Origin of the sequence: Albidovulum aestuarii, assembly GCF_029961185.1 — a bacterium.
Lineage (GTDB): Bacteria > Pseudomonadota > Alphaproteobacteria > Rhodobacterales > Rhodobacteraceae > Albidovulum > Albidovulum aestuarii.
Genome location: NZ_JASBQQ010000003.1, coordinates 273,623 through 291,432 on the forward strand (window position 1 = coordinate 273,623; position 17,810 = coordinate 291,432).

The 17,810-nt window shown below is 64.1% G+C and carries 13 protein-coding genes; 2 read left to right on the forward strand and 11 right to left on the reverse strand.

The genetic code is table 11. From position 1 onward, the window contains the following. Positions 1–13: 13 nt before the first annotated feature. The 5 genes from QKW60_RS09415 to QKW60_RS09435 all read right to left on the reverse strand — a co-directional run bounded on the left by QKW60_RS09415 (position 14) and on the right by QKW60_RS09435 (position 9,045). Complete coding sequence (locus QKW60_RS09415) at positions 14–1,450, reverse strand: aldehyde dehydrogenase family protein (RefSeq protein ID WP_282368264.1); 1,437 nt, start codon at positions 1,448–1,450, stop codon at positions 14–16. Positions 1,451–1,454: 4 nt separating this feature from the next. Further along, positions 1,455–3,008 carry a trimethylamine methyltransferase family protein gene (locus tag QKW60_RS09420; protein ID WP_282368265.1) on the reverse strand — a complete coding sequence of 518 codons (1,554 nt, stop codon included), beginning with the start codon at positions 3,006–3,008 and terminating at the stop codon, positions 1,455–1,457. An 85-nt stretch (positions 3,009–3,093) separates the two neighbouring features. Next, positions 3,094–5,538 carry a GcvT family protein gene (locus QKW60_RS09425; protein ID WP_282368266.1) on the reverse strand — a complete coding sequence of 815 codons (2,445 nt, stop codon included), beginning with the start codon at positions 5,536–5,538 and terminating at the stop codon, positions 3,094–3,096. After that, a complete protein-coding gene (locus QKW60_RS09430) occupies positions 5,539–6,576 on the reverse strand; it encodes an alcohol dehydrogenase catalytic domain-containing protein (RefSeq protein WP_282368267.1) in 1,038 nt (345 codons plus the stop codon). It lies immediately after the preceding gene. Positions 6,577–6,600: 24 nt separating this feature from the next. Beyond that, positions 6,601–9,045 (reverse strand): GcvT family protein, encoded by a 2,445-nt coding sequence (locus QKW60_RS09435; RefSeq protein WP_282368268.1) that lies wholly within the window; start codon positions 9,043–9,045, stop codon positions 6,601–6,603. Positions 9,046–9,150: 105 nt separating this feature from the next. On the opposite strand from QKW60_RS09435, the gene QKW60_RS09440 reads away from it, so the two are divergent. Both QKW60_RS09440 and QKW60_RS09445 read left to right on the forward strand, forming a co-directional pair. Further along, positions 9,151–9,729 carry an isochorismatase family protein gene (locus QKW60_RS09440; RefSeq protein WP_282368270.1) on the forward strand — a complete coding sequence of 193 codons (579 nt, stop codon included), beginning with the start codon at positions 9,151–9,153 and terminating at the stop codon, positions 9,727–9,729. Continuing rightward, positions 9,729–10,610 carry a LysR family transcriptional regulator gene (locus QKW60_RS09445; RefSeq protein WP_282368272.1) on the forward strand — a complete coding sequence of 294 codons (882 nt, stop codon included), beginning with the start codon at positions 9,729–9,731 and terminating at the stop codon, positions 10,608–10,610. The genes QKW60_RS09440 and QKW60_RS09445 overlap by 1 nt, the downstream gene beginning before the upstream one ends. A 6-nt stretch (positions 10,611–10,616) precedes the next feature. Here QKW60_RS09445 and QKW60_RS09450 read toward each other — a convergent pair whose 3' ends face one another. From QKW60_RS09450 to QKW60_RS09475, 6 genes are all read right to left on the reverse strand, one after another. Beyond that, the gene (locus QKW60_RS09450) at positions 10,617–11,273 is read right to left on the reverse strand and encodes a hypothetical protein (RefSeq protein ID WP_282368274.1); all 657 of its coding nucleotides are present in this window, start codon (positions 11,271–11,273) and stop codon (positions 10,617–10,619) included. Positions 11,274–11,363: 90 nt separating this feature from the next. Next, complete coding sequence (locus tag QKW60_RS09455; RefSeq protein WP_282368276.1) at positions 11,364–12,002, reverse strand: ATP-binding cassette domain-containing protein; 639 nt, start codon at positions 12,000–12,002, stop codon at positions 11,364–11,366. Then, positions 11,999–13,708: an ABC transporter permease gene (locus QKW60_RS09460; protein ID WP_282368277.1), complete on the reverse strand. Its 1,710-nt coding sequence runs from the start codon at positions 13,706–13,708 to the stop codon at positions 11,999–12,001. The genes QKW60_RS09455 and QKW60_RS09460 overlap by 4 nt, the downstream gene beginning before the upstream one ends. Next, positions 13,705–14,892 carry an ABC transporter substrate-binding protein gene (locus QKW60_RS09465; RefSeq protein ID WP_282368279.1) on the reverse strand — a complete coding sequence of 396 codons (1,188 nt, stop codon included), beginning with the start codon at positions 14,890–14,892 and terminating at the stop codon, positions 13,705–13,707. Before QKW60_RS09465 ends, QKW60_RS09460 begins: the two co-directional genes overlap by 4 nt. A 15-nt stretch (positions 14,893–14,907) precedes the next feature. Further along, positions 14,908–15,519 (reverse strand): CDP-alcohol phosphatidyltransferase family protein, encoded by a 612-nt coding sequence (locus tag QKW60_RS09470; RefSeq protein ID WP_282368281.1) that lies wholly within the window; start codon positions 15,517–15,519, stop codon positions 14,908–14,910. Next, positions 15,520–17,670 carry an FAD-dependent oxidoreductase gene (locus QKW60_RS09475; protein ID WP_282368283.1) on the reverse strand — a complete coding sequence of 717 codons (2,151 nt, stop codon included), beginning with the start codon at positions 17,668–17,670 and terminating at the stop codon, positions 15,520–15,522. It abuts the gene before it with no gap. Positions 17,671–17,810: the final 140 nt, after the last annotated feature.

The window sequence follows — 17,810 nt, forward strand, 5'->3', positions numbered from 1 at the left end:
CTCCGTAAGCGCCTCAGGCGCCGTATCCGATGATGCCCTTGACCTCGCAGAAGTCGTGTATGCCCCAGTCGGCATATTCACGGCCATTGCCAGATTGTTTGTAGCCGCCGAAGGGGGCGAACGTGTCCCAGTCGGGGTAGTTGATCTGCACCTGTCCGGTGCGCAGACGCCGCGCCACCGCGCGGGCCTCGGTCAGCTCGCCCTGCACATAGCCGCCGAGGCCGTAGACACTGTCATTGGCCATCGCGACGGCCTCGTCGACGCTGTCATAGGGCAGGATCGCCAGAACCGGGCCAAAGATTTCCTCGCGCGCGATGGCCATGTCCGGGGTGACGCCGCCAAAGATCGTGGGGCGCACGTAATGGCCCCGGTTCATACCGTCTGGCCGCCCCGTCCCACCGGCGACCAGAATCGCGCCCTCGTCAATGCCGGTCTCCATCAGCCCCTGAATCTTCTTGTATTGCGCCCGGCTGACGACCGGCCCGATCGCGGTTTCCGGATCGGCCGGGTCGCCGACGCGCAGGCTCTCGCACTTGGCCTTTGCGATCGCCAAGGCTTCTTTCTCGACCGCGCGTGGCACGAACATCCGAGTCGGCGCGTCACAGCTTTGGCCTGTGTTCGACATGCACGCGTCAACGCCGCCCTCGACCGCCGCTTTAAGATCGGCGGAAGCGAGGATTATATTGGCCGACTTGCCGCCCAGTTCCTGCGCCACGCGCTTGACCGTCGGCGCCGCCGCCTCAGCGACCATGATCCCGGCCCGCGTGGAACCGGTGAAGGATACCATGTCGACCTCCGGGTGCGAGGAAAGCCGCGACCCCACGCCCGGCCCGTCGCCGTTCACTAGGTTGAAGACCCCGGCGGGCACGCCTGCCTCGTTCATGATCTCGGCGAAGACCAGACCTGAAAGGGGCGCAATTTCCGAGGGCTTCAGGACCATGGTGCAGCCAGCAACCAAAGCGGGCGCCACCTTGCAGACGATCTGGTTCATTGGCCAGTTCCAGGGCGTGATGAGGCCCACCACGCCGATGGCCTCGCGCTGAATCAGCGTCGTGCCGCGTTTCTCTTCCCAGTGGAAGCGATCAGCGGCCTCGATGGTCGCGGCCAGATGCACGTCGCCCGCCCAGACCTGTGCCGCGCGGGCAAAGCCGATAGGTGCGCCCATCTCGGCCGACATCGCCTGCGCGAGGTCTTCAGCGCGGGCAAGATAAACCTCATGCACCCGCTTCAGAAGCGCGATGCGGTCGGCGGCAGGCAGGGCCGAGAAGGCCGGAAAAGCCGCCCGCGCCGCCATGATCGCCCGGTCGGCATCCATGGCCGAGCCGATGGCGACCTCACCCAGAATTTCCTCTATCGCGGGGTTCTCCACCGCCAGCCGGGTTGCCCCGGCGCCGGGCAAAACCCATTCGCCGCCAATGTAAAACTGGCCCAGACGTTCCAGAATTTTCATCGTCCTACCGGAAGTAGATGTTGTATTTCGCCCGGATCGCCCGGTCGATTTCGGGATCGATCACATTCCCCGCCTTGGACAGGATCTCGTTCTTCCGGGCAATCGCCGCGTCCAGCAACAGCGGCTTTCCCGCCTCGTTCCATTCCTTCGGGCTCATCCGGTTGGCGACGGTCGGGTAGATGTATTCGGTCTGCATCAGTTGCAGCGTCTGATCCGAGCCTAGGTAGTGACCCGGCCCGCCCATGCAGACCTGTTTCATCGCCTCGATGGAGGTCGAATCCTCGGTCACATCGATCCCGCGCACGAGCCGCATGGCCTGCCCCAGAAGGTCGTCGCCAAGGATCAGGCTTTCGAGGCAGAAGCCCAGAAGCGAGGCATGCATGCCCACCGCCTCGTAACACATATTGAGCCCGGCAAGGCCGGCGAGCGAGTTGGTGATGCCCTGTTCCCAGCCTGCCTGCATGTCCGGCAGTTTCGAATCCGAGATGCCCGAGGCCGCGCCCCCCGGCAGGTTGTAGAACCGATGCATCTGCGCGCAGCCAGCCGTCAGCAGCGCCTGTTCCGCCGATCCGCCCGACATGGCACCGGTGCGCAAGTCGGAAACGAAGGGCCAGGTGCCGAAGATCGCGGGCGCCCCCTTCTTCACGGCATTGACGTAGACCACACCGGCAAGGCATTCGGCCACCGCTTGCACGATGGTCAGCGCGATTGGGGCAGGGGCCGTGGCGCCGGCCTGACCGGCCGAGAGCAGCAGCACCGGCATGCCGCGACGGATGCAATCCTCCATCACCACGCAGCTTTCCTCGGCAAACTTCATCGGCGGCACGACGAAACAGTTGGAGTTACTGACGAAGGGCCGCTCCAACCACTTCTCCTCGCCGCCCGCGACCATGTGAATGAGGTCGAAACACTTGGCGACATGGGAAGGATCGCTGAAGGAGGTGCCGACATGCTTCTTCGTGCCCGCGAGCGAGCCGTAAAGCGTGTTAAGGTCCATCTCCTGATTGTCGACCACATCGCGGCAGACCATGGTCCGCTGGTAGAAATGGATGTTGTCGAGATTGTCCACCAGCCGCGCCGCGTCGTAAAGGTCCTGCGCGGTCGACTCGCGATAGTCCAGCGTCACCGGGTCGACGATATGCACGGCCGCTCCCGCAGTGCCGTAGTGCACCTTGGAACCCGACAGATGCAGGTCATGTTTCGGATCGCGAGCATGCAGCGTGATGTCGCGCGCCGCGACCGCCAGCATGTCCTCCACCAGCGCACGGGGGAACCGCAGGCGGCCGTCATCGCCCTGAATGGCGCCTGCTTCGGTCATTGCCTTCACGCCCGATTCCGGGGCCTGTGACAGGCCGATCACCTCCAGCGCCTCCAAAGCCGCCTGATGGATCTTCTCCACCCCGGCCTCGGTCAGCGGCTTGTACTGGCCGCCCGACATACCCGCCCGCACCGGGCGGATCGCATCCGACAGCGGTGCTGCCCGTGCCGCCCGCCGCGCCTCGCGTCCGCCTGCCCGTGCCGCGCGCCGCGGCTCGCAATTCATGGCCTCATCCGACATTGCCGCTCTCCCTAAAAGCCATTGGCTTCTTCTGTTCAGAAATACTCTCCGGGGGTCCGGGGGTGGAAAACCCCCGGCCGCTCATTCACATCCGCACGCGTTCGGATTTCGGGTCGTACATCGGCGCCAGCGAGGCTTCCGCCTTTACCCGGCGGCCCGCCACCTCGACCTCATAGCTCGATGCCAGCACATCGGCTGCACTTTCGCCCTTGCACGGCACATAACCCATGCCGATGGCGGCCCCCAGATGATGGCCATAGGCACCCGACGAGAGGCAACTCACGATCTTGCCATCGCGGATCAGAGGTTCGTTGTGATAGACCATCACGCCGGGTTCGGTGAGCCGGAACTGCACCAGACGCTTTTCAAACCCCGCCTCCTTCTTCCGCAGCACCGCGTCGCGGCCGATGAAATCGGGTTTCGCGGTCTTCACTGCAAAACCAAGCCCCGCCTCCAGAACATGATCCTCGCAGGTGATGTCATGGCCGAAATGGCGGAACGCCTTCTCGATCCGGCAGCTATCCATCATGTGCATGCCGCAGAGCTTCAGACCCATGCCTTGCCCCGCTTCCCAGAGCGTCTCGAACGCATGACCGCACATGTCGGCAGAGACATAGATCTCCCAACCCAGCTCGCCGACATAGGACACGCGATGTACGCGGGCGAGGCCCATGCCAAGCTCGATCTCCTGCGCCGTGCCGAAGGGGTTCACCTCGTTCGAGAAGTCGTTGGGGCTCACGGCCTGCATCAGTTTGCGGGCATTCGGGCCCATCACCGCCAGCACGCCTTCGCCAGCCGTCACATCGGTCAGGACGACGCTGAACTCGCCGATATGTCGGCGCATCCAGGCTTGATCCTTGGGCCGGGTCACGGCGGGAGTGACGACCAGATAGGCGGTTTCCGAAAGCCGCGTGACGGTCACGTCGGCCTCGATCCCGCCCGTCCTGTTCAAGAACTGGGTATAGACGATCTTGCCGGGCGCCACCGACATATCGGCGCCCGAGATGTGGTTCAGATAGGCCTCGGCATCACGCCCCTCGACCCGGATCTTGCCGAAGGAGGACATGTCATACATGCCGACATTGGTGCGCACGGCCTTGTGCTCGGCCGCCTGATTGCCGAACCAGTTCTGCGGGCCCCAGCTGTACTGGTATTCCCGCGCCTGGCCTTCCTCCGCGAACCAGTTCGCACGTTCCCAGCCGCCGATCTCGCCGAAGACCGCGCCATTCGCGTCCAGATGCGCATGGAAGGGCGTGCGCCGCACGCCGCGCGCGGTGGCTTTCTGGCGGTAGGGGTAGTGGTCGGCATAGAGCAGGCCGAGCGTTTCCTTGGACCGCTCGAAGAGGTAGTGCTTATTGCCCTGGAAGGGCTGGTTTCGGCTGACATCGACGTCACCGAGATCGAAGGGCTTCTCGCCCGTCTCCATCCATTGCGCGAGCGCCATGCCAGCGCCCCCGGCGGACTGGATGCCGATGGAGTTGAAACCCGCCGCGACCCAGAAATTGTCCACTTCCAGCGACAGGCCTAGGTTGTAGGCGTCATCCGGCGTGAAGCTTTCGGGCCCGTTGAAGAACGTATGGATGCCCGCTTCGGCGAGCATGGGTAGGCGGTTGCAGGCGCGTTCGAGGATCGGCTCAAAATGATCGAAATCCTCAGGCAGCTGGTCAAAGCAGAAATCTTCGGAAATGCCGTTCATACCCCAAGGCTTGGCATTGGGTTCAAACGCGCCGAGCAGATACTTGCCCGCATCTTCCTTATAATAGGCGCATTCATCCGGCACCCGCAGGACCGGCATCTGGGTCAGGCCGGGGATGGCCTCGGTCACGATGTAGAAATGCTCGCAGGCATGTAAGGGCACATTGACGCCCGCCATGCGGCCGACCTCATGGCCCCACATCCCGGCGCAGTTTACGATGTGATCGGCCTCGATCACGCCCTGTTCGCCGTTCTGTTCCCAGGACACCGACTTCGCCCGGCGGCCTTCGACCTTGATGCCGGTCACCTTTACACCCTCGGCCACCACGGCACCGCGCTGGCGGGCGCCCTTGGCGAGAGCGAGCGCGATGTTCGCCGGGTCGCCCTGACCGTCCGTGGGTAGCCAGACCCCGGCCTTCACGCCCTCGATGTTCAGATGCTGATAGCGGTCCTTGACCTCTTGCGGCGACAATTCCTCTACCGGAACGCCGAAGGCACGCGCCATGGAGGCACCGCGGAACAACTCCTCTTTCCGCGCGTCGGTCAGCGCCACGGAAATCGAACCAACCTGCTTGAAACCTGTCGCAAGCCCGGTCTCGGCCTCCAGTCCGCCGTAGAGATCGGCGGAATATTTCGCGAGCTTGGTCATGTTGGCCGAGGCGCGCAGCTGGCCGATCAGCCCCGCCGCATGCCAGGTCGTGCCGCAGGTCAGTTGCTTGCGCTCCAGCAGCACGACATCCTTCCAGCCGAGCTTGGTCAGGTGATAGGTCACCGAACAGCCGACGACACCGCCACCGATAATGACGACGCGGGCTTTTGAGGGAAGCTGGGACATTTAAGTCTTCTCCTGGGGAATGAGCACAAGTTTGCCGGGATACTTGCCCGACTGAAGGTCTTCCTGCGCGGCCGCAATCTCGCGCAGCGGGTAGGTCTTCGAGACCAGCGGGCGGATCGCCCCGGAATTGATGATCGCGGCAAGACCCGCGAACGTGTCGCCGGACTGGTGCGAACAGCCAAAGATCGTCAGGTCATGCAGGTAGATCGTTCTCAGGTCCGCCTCGACCATCGGCCCCGCGATCGCGCCCGACGTGGCGTAGCGGCCGCCGGGGCGCAATGCGTCCAGCCGCTGCATCCAGCGCGAACCACCGACAATGTCGATCACCACGTCGAAGGATGCTGCGTCAAGATCGGCTTCGCGGTCGATCACCGCGGCACCGGTGGCCCGCACATGGGCCGACTTGGCAGCAGAACATTGCGCCGTCACCTGTGCCCCGCGCAGCAGGGCCAGTTGCACGGCGGCAAAACCGACGCCGCCCGACGCCCCGGTGATCAGCACGCGGTCGCCCGAGGCGACCCCGGACCGGGACAAAAGGTTATGCGCCGTGCCATAGGCGCAGGGCATCGCGCCAATTTCGGTATCCGACAGCGGCGAGGCCGTCACGTCATAGAGATGACGGGCCGGGATGCAGCAATACTCGGCGAACGCGCCGTCGTATTCAGAGCCGATCGCCACGAAGCCCATCGGATTGTCCGGGGTCGGTTCGGCCTGGTTGACCGGGCAGATCACCCGCGCGCCAATCTCGAGACCTTCCACACCCTCGCCAAGCGCCACAACGCGACCGCAAAGGTCACCGCCTTGAATGCGGGGAAAGCGAAGCGCGCCGCCCCATCCGCCGCCCTCGGCGTCCTTGTTGCGAGCATACCAGCCGACGCGGGTATTGATGTCCGTCGGGTTCACGCCGGCGGCCAGAATCTTGACCAACACCTCGCCCTTGCCGGGGTGCGGCACCGGAATGCTGTCCGACCACGCAAGCATTTCCGGGCCGCCATGGCCGGTCAGCAGCACGCCGAACATCGTGGATGGGACAGACATTGCGCCTTCCTTCCGCAGGATGGTTCAGGCCCGGATCCGGGCGTTTTCGGGATCCCAGAGCGGCTGGTCGGGCTGCACCACCGCGCGGCAGCGTTCACCGTAGATCTCGACCTCCAGCTCGGTCCCCGGCACCGCCAGATCGGCCTGCACCATGCCGAGAGCGACCGAGGCGTTCACTCGGTAACCCCATGCGCCGGACGTGGTTTCGCCGACGACCTTGCCACCATGCCAGAGCGTCGACATGTAGGGCGCGTCGCAATCCTTGGCGTCGACGATGAGGGTGACAAAGCTCTTCTTCACGCCCCGCTGCTTTTCGGCCAGAAGGGCAGCCTTGCCGGTGAAGTCCTGCGGCTTGTCGAACTTGACGAAGCGCTCCAACCCGCCTTCCAGCAGCGAATAATCGGTCGAAAGGTCGCCCTTCCAGGCGCGGTAACCCTTTTCCAGGCGCAAGCTGTTCAGCGCCCACATGCCGAAAGGTTTCGCGCCGCCCGCCAGCACAGCGTCATAGATCGCGGGCATGTCGGCATTTTCGGTATGCACCTCCCAGCCGAGTTCGCCCGCGAAGGACACGCGGATCAGGAAGGCCTTCCGACCCGCGACGGTCGCGTGCTGATGGGTCAGCCAACCCAGAGAGAGGTCGGCATCCGAGATGCCCGCCAGCAGATCGCGGGATTTCGGTCCGGCGATGATCAGGCAGTCGCGTTCGGTCGTGGTTTCCCGCACCGTCACGCCTGCGGGCACGGAATTGCGGATCAACTCGCCGTCATGCCACTGCGCGGTGGCCGCCGTGATCAGGACAAAACTGTTTTCCGCAAGCCGGATGCAGGAAAGCTCGGTCAGGATGCGGCCGCGCTTGTCGGCGACATAAATCAGGTTCATCCGCCCGACCTTGGGCAGGGCGCCGGTGCAGAAGCCGCGCAACCAGTCGTCGGCACCTTCGCCCTGCACCCAGAAGCGCGAGAAGCCCGGCAGGTTCAGCACGCCGACGCTGTCGCGCACCGCCTCGCATTCTTCCTTGATCCTTTGTTCCCACGGACCCGAGCGGCCCCAGGTATGCGTCGCCGCCTCAGAGGTGTCGTCGCCCGGCTGCGCGAACCAGTTGGCGCGTTCCCAGCCGTTATAGGCCCCCATCTGGCCGCCAAGCTCCTTGATCTTGTCATGGACCGGGGAAACCTTGCGGTCGGGTGCGGCGGGCCAGCGGTGCCAGGGGAAATGCATGGCATATTCGTTGCCGTACACTTCCTTGCCCTTTTCGATGCAATACTCGCGGTCGGTATAATCGGTGTAGCGGCGCGGATCGCAGGACCACATGTCCCATTCCGTGCAACCCTCGGTGATCCACTCGGCCAGCACCTTGCCCGCCCCGCCGCCCTGGGCGATGCCGAACGTGAAGACACAGGCTTCGAACGCGTTCGGCACGCCGGGCATTGGACCGATCAGCGGGTTGCCATCGGGAGCGTATGGGATGGGTCCGTTGATGATGCGGCTGATACCGGCCGTCCCGGCAAGCGGCACGCGTTCCATCGCATCCGCGACGATCTCCTCGATCCGTTCCAGATCGTCGGGGTAAAGCTGGAACGAGAAATCGTCCGGCATCGGGTCGGAGGGGTTCACCCAATGCGCCTTGCAGTTCGGCTCATAGGGGCCGATGTTGAAGCCGTTCTTTTCCTGCCGCAGATAATAGGACACGTCCACATCGCGCAAAAGCGGCAGCTTGTGGCCGACCTCCTTGGACCAGGCCTCGATTTCCGGCACCTGCTCGGTCAGCACATATTGATGGCTCATCACCATCATCGGCACGGTGCGCCCGCCATAGGGTTTGAACCACTCGCCGACCTTCTGGGCGTAATAGCCTGCGGCGTTGACCACGTATTCGCAGCGGATATCGCCCTTTTCGGTATGGACGATCCATTCGCCGTTCTCACGGGAAACGCCGGTCGCAGGCGTGAAGCGCAGGATCTTGGCGCCCATCTCGCGCGCGCCCTTGGCCAGCGCCTGCGTCAGCTGCGCCGGGTCGATATCGCCGTCGGCCGGGTCATAGAGCGCACCGGCCAGATCATGGGTTTCGATGAAGGGATACTTGCCCTTGATCTCGTCGACGCCCAGCACCTCGAGGTTCATGCCCTGATAAAGGCCCATGCCCTTGGCGCGCTGAAACTCCTGCATCCGTTCCTTCGAATGCGCGAGGCGGACCGAACCGGTGACATGGTAGTTCATCGGATAATCGACCTCTGCGCCGAGGCGCGCGTAAAGCTCGGTCGAGTAGCGCTGCATGTTCATGATCGACCATGAGGTCGAGAAGGTCGGGACGTTGCCCGCCGCGTGCCACGTGGATCCGGCGGTCAGCTCGTTCTTTTCAAGAAGAACGCAATCCGTCCATCCTGCCTTGGCCAGATGGTAAAGGGATGACACGCCCACGGCGCCGCCCCCGATGATTACCACACGCGCTGTCGAAGGAATCCCGGCCATCTCGCTCTCCCTGAAATGTGACGGGAGTATCCTTTCGGGCGGGGATACTTTCAATTCGTGAGGTGGCGCGTTATTGATCGGCAATTCCGATTAGTGGAACGCTGAATGATTGCTGACCTCTTCGACCGAACCGACAGCCTTTTGTGCGTCATCGACGTTCAGGATGTCTTCCTCGACAAGCTGGACGCCCGCGACGCCGAAACGCTGCTGGCCCGTATTGTCTGGCTGATCCGTGCATCCCGCGCATTGGGCGTGCCGGTCCTTGCTATGGCCGAGGATATCGGGCCAAACGGCCCGACGCATGATGCCATTCGCGACGTCCTGCCGGACGAGGCCGTCATATATGACAAACGGTTTTTCGGTCTGGCACGGCAGCAGGACATTCTCCAGGCGGTTCGGGCCACCGGCAAGGGCCAGGTGATTCTCTGTGGGCTTGAGACCGATGTCTGCGTGATGCAGTCGGCGCTCGGACTTCAGGCGGCCGGATACAAAGTGGCGGTGGCCGCTGATGCTTGCGGGTCGCCGGGACCTTGCCATGAGGCAGGACTCGCACGGATGCGAGGTACGGGGATTGTCGAGACCTCAGTCAAGGGCATCTTTTATGAATGGGTGCGCAACCTCGACACATTGGCGTTGGTGAAACCGCTGCTGGCGGCGGAACTGCCGGAAGGATTGACCCTCTGATGCAGATCGAACTGATTGAGACATTCCTCGACCTCTGCGACACACGCAGCTTCAACCGCACCGCCGATCGTCTGGGTGTCACGCAATCCACCGTGTCGGGCCGGGTAAAGGCGCTGGAAACCGCTTTGGGCCACCGGCTGTTCATCCGGTCGCGCGCGGGCACGGAACTGACGACCGAGGGGCTGCGCTTCGTGCCACATGCGCGGACGCTGCAGCATGACTGGACCGAGGCGCGCTACGCGATCCGCGATCTCGGCAGCGGGGCGGTGACGGTCAGGGTGGGTATTCAGGCCGATCTTGTTGGCATTCATTTTTCGGAACTCATCCGCGATTTCCGGGCGATACTGCCCGAGGCCGCCTTCCTGTTCGAGGCCGACTATTCCGCGCAAATGAGTTCAGACCTTTCGACCGGGATCGAGGATATCGCGATCCTTTTTACCCCCCGTTTCCACCCTGATCTCTATTTCGAGACACTCGGCGAGATCCGCTATCTGATGGTCTCGACCGAAACCGACCGGATGTCGGAGGTCCGGCGCGAGACCTACATCATGCCGCATTTTTCGGACGCTTTGCCGCGGATTCACGCGAACCTTTTGCCCGAGTTTTCCAAGACGAGCCTGTCCATCGGCCAGAACGCGGCGATGGTGTCGCTTCTGGAAACCATGGGTGGCACGGCTTACGTCCTGCGCGATTCCGCCGAAAAGCTGCAGCGTGCCGGGACGTGCCGTCTGGTCGCAGATGCGCCGCCGATCCTGTTGCCGATCTACGCGGGTTTCCACATCCGCAACCGCCACCGGCCCCTGCACCGGCGTCTGTTACAGATCCTGCGGACACATTTTGGACCGGTAGAGCGTCAAACCGCCCGCCGACGGGTCGGTTAGGGTCGGTCAGAACCCCGGCAGCGGCAGCGTTTCGTCCAGCAGATAGACGACGACGGGCACCGGAGCGACGGCGAGGGCCACCGTTGTGAAGGTGGCGAGCGTTGAAAACAGCCGGCTCATACCTGCCAGAAGCAGGATGCCACCGCCGCCTCCCAGCACGGAATTGCCTGGCAGGTTGATGAGGAGTGCGAGCAGAACGTATCGTTGCGACCGGACGAGTGGCGAGAGCCAGCGGGGCAGGCGGTCGCGCAATGCCGCCAGCCGTTCGTCCCGGTCAAGGGGTTCCAGCGCCGCGACCAGACTTGCCGCGCGGGCAAGCCGCAGATCCTCCAGTGTCCTCCGCAGCACCGGGTAGGGCAGAAACGCGCCCGCTGCGAAAGCCAGCATCAGGCCCAAGAGCGTCGCCGCCCAGATGAAGGGCGCGATCACCGCGCCCTCGACCATCAGCAACGTCAGGCCCAGTTCCACGCCCGGTACGAAAGGGATCGCGATCAACAGCGCATAGGCCAGTAGAAGCGCGGCAAGGAATCCGATCCCCGCCATTGGGTTCGCTTTCAATGCCATGCCCTTGGTCATGGTCCAGCCGATCAGCCAATGTGCCAGCCAGACGAGCAGTGCCAGAAGCGCAAGGCGAATGACGATCCGGGCAAGGCGACCCCTCACGGCCGCTTCCCTTCGCGTTCCGCCGGTTTCCAGCCGACATTCATGGCCGTTGCCCCCGTTCCCTTCAACGAAAGGATACGCTTTCTCCGCTTATCCGCCCAGCGGAATGACCGGCCCGCCCGCCGCCGCCGCATCGGCCTCGTCATGTGTTACCATCAGAACCGGGATGTCGCGGTCGCGGATATGGTCGAAGACGAAGCGCCTGAGATCGCCGCGCAGGTCGGGGTCGAGCTTGGAGAACGGCTCATCGAGAAGCAGCGCGCAAGGCTCCGCAAGCAACGTCCGCATCAAGGCGACGCGGGCGCGTTGGCCGCCGGATAGGGTTGCCGGATCACGTTCGGCGAATCCGGCGAGGCCGGCTTGTTTCAGTGCCACCTCGATGGCATCCCGGCGCGCGACGCGGCCCCGGACATGTGAGGCAAGGCCGAAGGCGAGGTTGTCGCCGACCGACAGATGCGGGAAAAGCGCTGCATCCTGAAACATAATGCCGATCCGACGCACCTCGGCGGGCAGGCGGGTGACGTCACGCCCGTCGAGGATAACAGAGCCTGAGGCCGTAAACCCCCGCGCCAGATGCCCGCCGATGAAATCCATCAGGGTCGACTTGCCGATGCCGGAGGGGCCGACGATCGTCGTGACCGTGCTGCGCGGCACAGTGAGCGTCAGGGGAGCGAACAGCGGCGCATCCGCGGCGCGGATTGTCACAGAGTGTAAATCCAGCCCCCTCATACCGCCCCCCCTCGCAGCCCCGCGCGGTGGCGGTGAAGGAAGGCGGGCAGAGCCAAAGCCGTCAGATAGGCCACGAAGGGCAGGGCGGCCTGCAGCACGGCATAGACGCCTGTCACGCGGCGGTCGGAGCCGGATGACAGTGTCACCGCCTCGGTCGTCAGCGTCGCGATCCGGCCCGAGCCCATGAAAAGCGTCGGCAGGTATTGCGCCACCGAGACCGCAAAGCCGATGGCGGCGGCGGTCATAATAGGGCGCAGCAGGATCGGCAGTTTCACGGCAAGAAGCCGGCGCACCGGCCCCGCCCCCAAAGCGGCGGCGGCGCGCAGGAGGCGCGGGTCAAGCGCCCGCCATGGATCGGAAAGCGCGATCATAACATAAGGAAAGACAAAGAGCGCCTGCGCCCAGATCACGGCGATCATGCCGCCCGATATCCCCGCCCTGAGGAACACCACCTGCAACCCGTAGAGAAAGGCGATCTGCGGTACCAGAAGCGGCAGGTAGATCAGCGCCTCGGCCCAGCCCGCGCGGGGCAGGCGGGCGCGGTCCTCACCCTCCAGCCAGGCAATGGCGAGCGCGACCGAGACGGTCGTCGTTGCGATACCGATGATCAGGGTGTTCTCAAGTGCAGCGTCCCAGCCACTGCCGGGCCGCATCCAGGCCTTCAGGCTCCAGCTTTCGGGCAGGGCATTCGGGAAGGACCAGCGCCAGGCGAGGGACCAGATGAGCAGGGACACGAGTGCCAGCGCGCCCAAACCCATCAGGACCACGACAGCCCCGCCTGCCGCCATCAGCCCCGGCTCGGCCGACACGCCGCGCCCTCCGCGCCTTGTCCAGATGCGGCCCAGCACCGCGCAGAGCCGTTCCGCCCCCCGCCAGAGGGCAATCCCGCCGATCACCACGGCGCTTTGCAGCAGGGCTGCGGCCGAGGCAGGCAGAATCAGGCTCGTATCGGCCGCAAGGAACCAGCGGGTGACGGCGACCGATAGGACCGGCGGGTTCGAGGGGCCGAGAATGATGGCGATATCAACGACCGAAAGCGCGAAGGACAGGACCACATAGACCGGCAGGCGAATGAGCGGATAGAGCTGGGGCAGGATGACCTTGATCCAGACCACGCCCCGCCCATAGCCCAGCGCGCGACCCGCCGAGAGATGCCTGCGCACAGGCAGTTGCGAGAGGGCGGCAAGGATCACCAGCAGGAAGAACGGCACTTCCTTCACCAGCAGCCCGAGGATCAGTGCCAAGCCCATCGGGTCATTCACGGTGGCCACATCCGGCGGCAGGGCCCAGCCGGTTGCCCATGGGCTGATCAGGCGCGCGATCCAGCCCGAGGGCGCGATGAGAAAGGCAAGGCCAATGGCGAGCGCCGCATGCGGCGTGGCAAGGAACGGCGTCAGGAGGCGTGCGCCACCCTTCACCCCGAACCGGTCATACATCGCAGCCGCGAACCCGACCGCCAGTGCCAGCGCCAAAGCGGTCGAAGCAAAACCGGTCCAGAGTGTCAGTGTCAGGCTGGTGCCGAAACCCGGCAGGGCGAAGAGCCGGTGCCAGGGCTCCAGCGACCAGTCCGTAGCGCCGATGGCGGGAAGCACTCCGAAGGCCGCCCGCGCCGTCTCCCACAACCCCGCGAGGATCGGCAGCACAAGGCCGCCCGCGACGAGGGCGAGGACAATCAGGCGAAGTGTGCGGCCTTCGGTTGCGGTCATTCAGTGTAACGCCTGGCCCATTCCTCGGCGATGCGGGTCATCCAGCTTGGATGCGGCTCATTGAGGGTGCGGCCAAGCGCTTCGTTCGTGGGCAGGGCGGGCGAAGACGGCAAGGCCGCGAAGGCGGCGCCGGCCTCGTCATCCAGCTTCGCCGGGTCCAGCACCGAATAGCTGCCAAGCACTGTGATGTCCTGCGCCCTAGCTTGCGTAGCCGGATCCAAGAGGAAATTCGCCACCACCATCGCGCCCTCCTTATGGGCGGCGTTGTAGGGGATAGCGACAAAGCTGATATTGCCGATGGAGCCGCCTTCGGGTGCGTAGCTGCGGACCGTTTCGGGCAGAAGGCCGCGCTCGACCGCCGCAGCCGCAGCAGCAGGGTCGAAGGCCATGGCAAAGTCGACCTCGCCGTCGTTCAGCATCTGCTGCAGGACGCTTTCGTTTTCGGGGAAGGTCGTGCCCTCGCGCCAGAGGGTCGGGCGCAGATCATCGTACCAAGCCCAGAGCGGGGCGGTCGCTTCGGCAAAGGCCTCATCCGTCGCCTCGCCCTGCAGGACGCCCGCATCCGGCGTCAGTTCGCTCAGCGCCTGCTTGAGGAATGTCGCACCCATGAAGTTCGACACGGCTGGATGGGTGACGCGCCCCGGATTGGCCTTGGACCAATCCAGAAGCGCTGCCATCGACTTCGGCGGTTCCGCCACGCGGGCCGAGTCATGCGTCAGCACGAACTTCGCCAGCCGCCAAGGCGACTCATAGCCCTCGGTCGGGATGGTGAAATCGACAACTGCCGCCGACCCGTCGGACAGATCGAGGTATTTCGCATTCGGCAGGTCGTGCAGGAACGGCCCGTGCAACAGTCCCTGTTCCTTCATCGACAGGAAATTGGCGCCGTTGATCCAGATCATGTCGACCGATCCGCCCATCGTCTGCCCCGCCGCCTTCTCGGCGATGACCCGGGTCACGGCCTCGGCGGTGTCGGTCAGCTTCACCTGCTGGATGGTGACGCCGTATTCGGCTTCCAGTTCGTCACTCGCCCAGGCGATGAAATCGTTGGTGCGCTCATCGCCGCCCCAGGCGTTCCAGTAGACGGTCTGGCCCTTTGCGGCAGCGACGGTGTCGTCCCAGCTTTCGGCAAGGGCCGGAAGGGCGATGCCTGTGGCAAGGGCGGCGAGAAGCGGAAGACGCATGGATACTCCTGTCGGTCAGTTGTTCTGAAATGCCTGCCAGCCTTGATGCCAGCGGGTCAGGGTGGTGAGGATGCAGAGGGCCGCGAAGCACCACGCCAATACGGGGAAAGCAGCGGGCCAGAGGCACATGGCGATGAAAAGCGCGATGGTTTCCGTGCCCTCGGTCAGCCCGCCGAGATAGTAGATGCCCTTGGTGGGATAGGCATCGGTTGTCAGGCCCTTGTTGGCGGCGATGGAGGCGAAGGCAAGAAAGCTCGACCCGGTGCCGACGAAGCTGGCGATGAGCGCGGCGGCGGGCAGGGCGTTGGTGGCGGGATCGGCCAGCGCGAAGCCAAGGGGGACAAGCGCGTAGAAGAGGAAGTCGAGCGCGATGTCGATGAAGGCCCCCCGGTCGGTGGGCTGTGTCATCCGGGCCATGATCCCGTCCATCCCGTCGGCGATGCGGTTGGCGAGGATGAGGATGAGCGCGAGCGCATAAACCCCGAAGGCCAGCGCGGCAACTGCCAGCAGCCCCAGCCCGAACCCCGCCAGCGTCACCTGATCGGCGCTCACGCCCCGCGCCACCAGCGCACGGGCCGGTGCGTCAAGCGTGGCGCGGACAAGGGGCAGCAGGTGACGGTCGAGCATTCAACCCCTCCGCCAGGCGTGAAACCGTTCCAAGAGGCTCAAGGCGCGCGCATTGACATGTGCCTTGCGCCATTCCCCGGCGGCGAACTTGTTGGCCTCGGCCAGCGTCGGATAGGTGTGGATCGTGCCGAGGATCTTGTTCAGCCCCAGCCCGTGCTTCATCGCAAATACGAACTCGGCCATCAGGTCGCCCGCATGTTCGCCCGCGATTGTGACGCCAAGGATGCGGTCCTTGCCGGGTGGGGTCAGCACCTTGACGAAGCCATGCGCCGTGCCGTCGGCAATCGCGCGATCAAGATCGTCGATGCCGTAGCGCGTGACCTCGTGAGGAATGCCCTTTTCCCGCGCCTCCTGTTCGTTCAGGCCCACCCGCGCCACTTCGGGATCGGTGAAGGTCGCCCAGGGGATCACGCGGTAATCCGCCTTGAACCGTTTGAACTTGCCGAAAAGCGCGTTGACGCTGGCAAACCAGGCCTGATGCGCGGCGGTATGGGTGAACTGGTAGGGGCCCGCGACATCACCCGCAGCAAGGATATTGGGGTATTTGGTTTCAAGATATTCGTTGGTCTCGATCACCTTTCCGGTCTCGATGCCCAACTCCTCCAGACCGTAACCCTTCAGCCGGGCGGCGCGGCCTACCGCGACAAGGATATCGTCGAACTCGATCTTGCGCGTGTCGCCATCGGCCTCGACCTCGATCCACTTTGTCTTGCCGGTCTTGCCAAGAGATGTGGCTTTGTGACCGGTCAGCACGGTGACGCCATCGGTCTCCATCGAGGCCTTCACGAGGTCGGAAACCTCCTCATCCTCGCGGATCAGGATGCGCGGCAGCATCTCGATCTGGATGACGTCCGACCCGAGCCGAGCGAAGCTTTGCGCCAGTTCGCAGCCGATGGGGCCGCCACCAAGCACGACCAGCCGTTTCGGCGCGGCATCCCGCGTCACCATCTCTTCCCAGAGCGTGTCCGAAGTCAGATGGCCAACCTCCTCCAGCCCCGGCAGGGGCGGCACGAAGGGGGCAGCACCCGTGGCGAGGATCACCGACCTCGTGGTCAGGCGCTGCACTTTCCCATCCGCGCCGGTGATCTCAACCGTCCAGGGGTCGATCAATTTGGCGTGGCCCTGCAAGACCTCGACGCCCAGCCCCTCATAACGCTCGACACTGTCATGCGGTTCGATGGCCTTGACCACTGCATGGATGCGCTCAAAGACCTTGCGAAAGGAAAACTCCGGTGTGGTCGCGGTCAGCCCGTAGTGGTCGGCATGGCGCATCTGATGCGCAAGCTTGGCCGATTTGATCAGCGCCTTCGAGGGCACGCAGCCATAGTTCAGGCAATCGCCGCCCATCTTATGGCTTTCGATCAGCGTAACCTTCGCCTTCACCGCCGCCGCGATATAGGCCGAAACGAGACCGGCCGCGCCTGCCCCGATCACGATGAGATTGCGGTCATAGCGCGAGGGTCGGTCCCAGCCGACATAGGCGCGGCGGCGTTTCACAAGGCCAAGGATAAATTTCGCGATCCACGGAAAAATACCCAATAGCACGAAGGAGAGGATCAGGGGCAACGACAGGATGCCCGACAGGCTTTCAAGCTGGGCAAGCTGCGTGCCCGCATTCACATAAACCGCCGTCCCCGCCAGCATTCCGGCCTGACTGACCAGATAGAAGGTCAGCGCCCGGATCGGGGTCAGCCCCATCAACAGGTTGATGGCAAAGAACGGGATCGCCGGGATCAGGCGCAGGGTGAAAAGATAAAAGGCCCCGTCGCGCTCCATTCCCTCGTCGATGGTCTGCAGCCGGTTGCCCAGTTTCTCATGCACCCAGTCCGACAGAAGGTAGCGCGAGGCAAGGAAAGCCAGCGTTGCCCCGGTGGTGGAGGCGAAAGAGACCAGCACCAACCCCCACCAGAAACCGAACAGCGCCCCGGCGGCGAGAGTCATCCAGACCGCTAGTGGCAGCGACAGGGCGGTGACGGCGACATAGGCGGCAAAGAAGATTGCAGCCACAGTCAGCGGGTTCTCTGCCATCCGCGCCTCCAGCCCGGCCAGATAGCCGCGCAGCATGTCCAGATCGGGCGGATTGCGGCCGATCATTGTGATCAGCACGGCAACAAGTACGGCGAGTGCAAGAAAGAGGGCGGGTTTTTTCATAGGCGTTCGCCCCTTGTGCAGATGTCACGCGGCAGCGCCCTGCGGCGGAAATGGCGTTTTGTCATTGTGTCCCCGACCTTGTTGCCCCGTTTTGCAACGAAGTCCGGTCAAAGACCAAGACCGTTACAGCAATGTCCCCA